Source organism: Halobacillus sp. (assembly GCF_049282395.1).
Taxonomy (GTDB): Bacteria; Bacillota; Bacilli; order Bacillales; family Halobacillaceae; genus Halobacillus.
Genome location: NZ_JBAPTY010000217.1, coordinates 1 through 2,374 on the forward strand (window position 1 = coordinate 1; position 2,374 = coordinate 2,374).

Below are 2,374 nucleotides of genomic sequence, written 5' to 3' on the forward strand. Positions count from 1 at the left end.
TCTGCAAAATTCGTGTATCCTGCAAACGTGAAGTTAAAGGTTAAACGGTCGGCTAAAGAGTAGCTGCAGACGGTAGTGTGTGCGCCTCCACTGGATGTTCCCATAGCACCAAATGTTTCGATTTCAAGAGCATCCGCAAGCTCTCTTATATCTTCTGGATAATCGAGCAGCGCCCGATCTTCTTTAATAGTCGAACCGCCCATTCCAGGGCGGTCCATGGCGATGATCCGGAATCTGAACTTCTTTGCTGTACTTTCCAGGTAGCGGGCTTCTAACCTTGATCCGGGCCCTCCGTGGGCATAGAAGATCGGGTAGCCGGACAGATCTCCATACTCGCAGTAGGCAAGTGTCCTGCCATCTTTTGTTTGTATCGTATTGGTTCGAACCTCTGTCACTGAGACCACCACCTTATCGTTGTGTTTCTATAAACTGTTATTCTCCAATCGCTATTAAGTACATCTTTGATAATCCGTTATATTCTACTATGATGACAGGCGAATTCTCTTCAGTTGTATAGATATCGGCCCCCACAGGTGCTTTCGTGGCCATTCCTTTTTTTACAGCGCCTAATCTTTCTCCTTTTTGATACCCTTTTTCTTTTATCCATTCAGCTCCGTGAGTATAAACAGTACCTTCTTCCAACTCTATTAAATCAGCGTCCGGGTTCAGTTTTAATACCTGGCTCCTTGATAGAAGTCCACCTTCATTTGCACCCGGATAACATCCCGCTACTATTAGAAGCAATGCGAAGCATATCATTAACCCCTTCATTTTTTTCCTCCACCTTCTAGCTAAACGAGCATCACGATTTCATACCCTCTCCTATAACTATAACATTGGACAGGACATTTGAATGAGTAGGTATTGGGTAAGGAAAAGTTACAAAATGCGTAGTATGGCCTGTGTAATAATTGTAAAGGTGTAATACATATATTGTAATTTTTAGTATTCTAATATAATCTATCCTTCATCACAATATTAGCTCAACCCCCTGCTAATAATGATTTTATTAGTGATAACCTCGTATTTAAATCATTTAATATACTTAAATAATATATAAGAAAAGTTTCAGGTGGTTTTACCAAGGGTATCAGTCTCCATATTAGTCATTTCTTTCATTGAGGAGGGAAGTATTATGAGGAAAATGGAGATTGAAATTCCTTCTATATCTATCATAGGTTTACTTGCTTTATCCGTTATATTTGGATGGTTCCGGTATGGATATGGCTTATTAGTACCCGAATTTAAACAAGCTTTTGGTATATCCGCCTCTACTTTAGGAGTGATCTCCAGCCTGTCTTTCGTTTCCTTTTTAGCAGGGGTCGTGGCCGTTTTAATGTTGGTTTCTAAGTTTGGTTCGCGGCCGGTTATTCTGATCGGTATTTTAGCTGCTTCTACAGGATTGTTAATGGCTTCCCTTACTTCAAATCCACTCATCTTTACGGTGGGGTGTGTGGTTGCCGGATTGAGTCCGGGTTTAACATGGTCTTCTTTTTCTGAAAACGTCAGTCAGAACGTTAAGAAAACGGTCCAGGAGCGGTCGCTTGCGGTGATTAGTACCGGTTCGACTCTGGGATTAATATTAATATCCACAAGCTATCTGTTACTGGATGGACAGTGGAGAATCATTTGGATTGCAGGAAGTGTCATAGGCTTTATGATTTTTATATGGGCTTTTCGATCCATTCCATCCTCCGGTCAGAACCGAAGCGGAGGAAAAGGAGTTAAAATCAATAAACGGTCCTTCCTGACTAAAAACGCGAGGCCGCTTTATGTGGCTTCCTTGTTGTTTGGGATTACGGAAGCGACTTATTGGACGTATGCCGCTGATTTTGTGAAGGAAAATTTCTTCGTAGATAATTCGAACGCCATCTTTTTCTTAATCACGGGTCTTGGAGGGATTGCAGGCTTATGGGCTGGCGATCTTATTAACAAATTAGGCCTTAAAATCTGCTTCGCGGTTACGATTCTACTCTACTCGATCAGTATGGTGGTTCTGTTTATCTCTCAATCCTGGTTGTTTGTCGGTATGTCAGGGCTGCTATTCGGAAGTACGTTTATGCTTTATGCTGCTTACCTGCCGATCTGGAGTGCCAAAGTATTTCCCGATACTCCCGAGAAAGGCTTCAGTGTAAGCGTCATTCTATTAAACATCGGGGCAATTATAGGTCCTGCTGTTTTTGGTGGAGTGTTAAAATTCGCCGGATACGATTGGGTGTTTCTTATAATCGGACTGATTGCCTGTCTGAAAGTGCTAGTCATGCCTAAAACGAGAAAGGCATGAACGGAGTATAAGATAAGATCATAGATAGAAGCTATCAAATGGAAAACCTCCCCACCTCAGGTCATCCAGATTCTGGATGACCTGAGGTGG

The 2,374-nt window shown here is 42.1% G+C and carries 3 protein-coding genes; 1 reads left to right on the top strand and 2 read right to left on the bottom strand.

What is annotated here, in order from left to right; genetic code table 11:
* On the bottom strand, positions 1-395 hold a 395-nt coding region (locus tag WAM07_RS09555), incomplete at its 3' end, for an alpha/beta fold hydrolase (protein ID WP_422166360.1).
* 37 nt (positions 396-432) lie between these two features.
* The gene (locus WAM07_RS09560) at positions 433-771 is read right to left on the bottom strand and encodes a hypothetical protein (RefSeq protein ID WP_422166362.1); all 339 of its coding nucleotides are present in this window, start codon (positions 769-771) and stop codon (positions 433-435) included.
* Between the two features lie 364 nt (positions 772-1,135).
* Between WAM07_RS09560 and WAM07_RS09565 the strand changes: the two genes are divergently transcribed.
* Entirely contained in the window at positions 1,136-2,284 is a 1,149-nt protein-coding gene (locus WAM07_RS09565) for an MFS transporter (RefSeq protein ID WP_422166364.1), read from the top strand.
* Positions 2,285-2,374: the final 90 nt, after the last annotated feature.

Bases quoted from the DNA above. Each gene is read 5' to 3' on its own strand.
- WAM07_RS09560 (WP_422166362.1), bottom strand. From the start codon at position 771: ATGAAGGGGTTAATGATATGCTTCGCATTGCTTCTAATAGTAGCGGGA.
- WAM07_RS09565 (WP_422166364.1), top strand. From the start codon at position 1,136: ATGAGGAAAATGGAGATTGAAATTCCTTCTATATCTATCATAGGTTTA.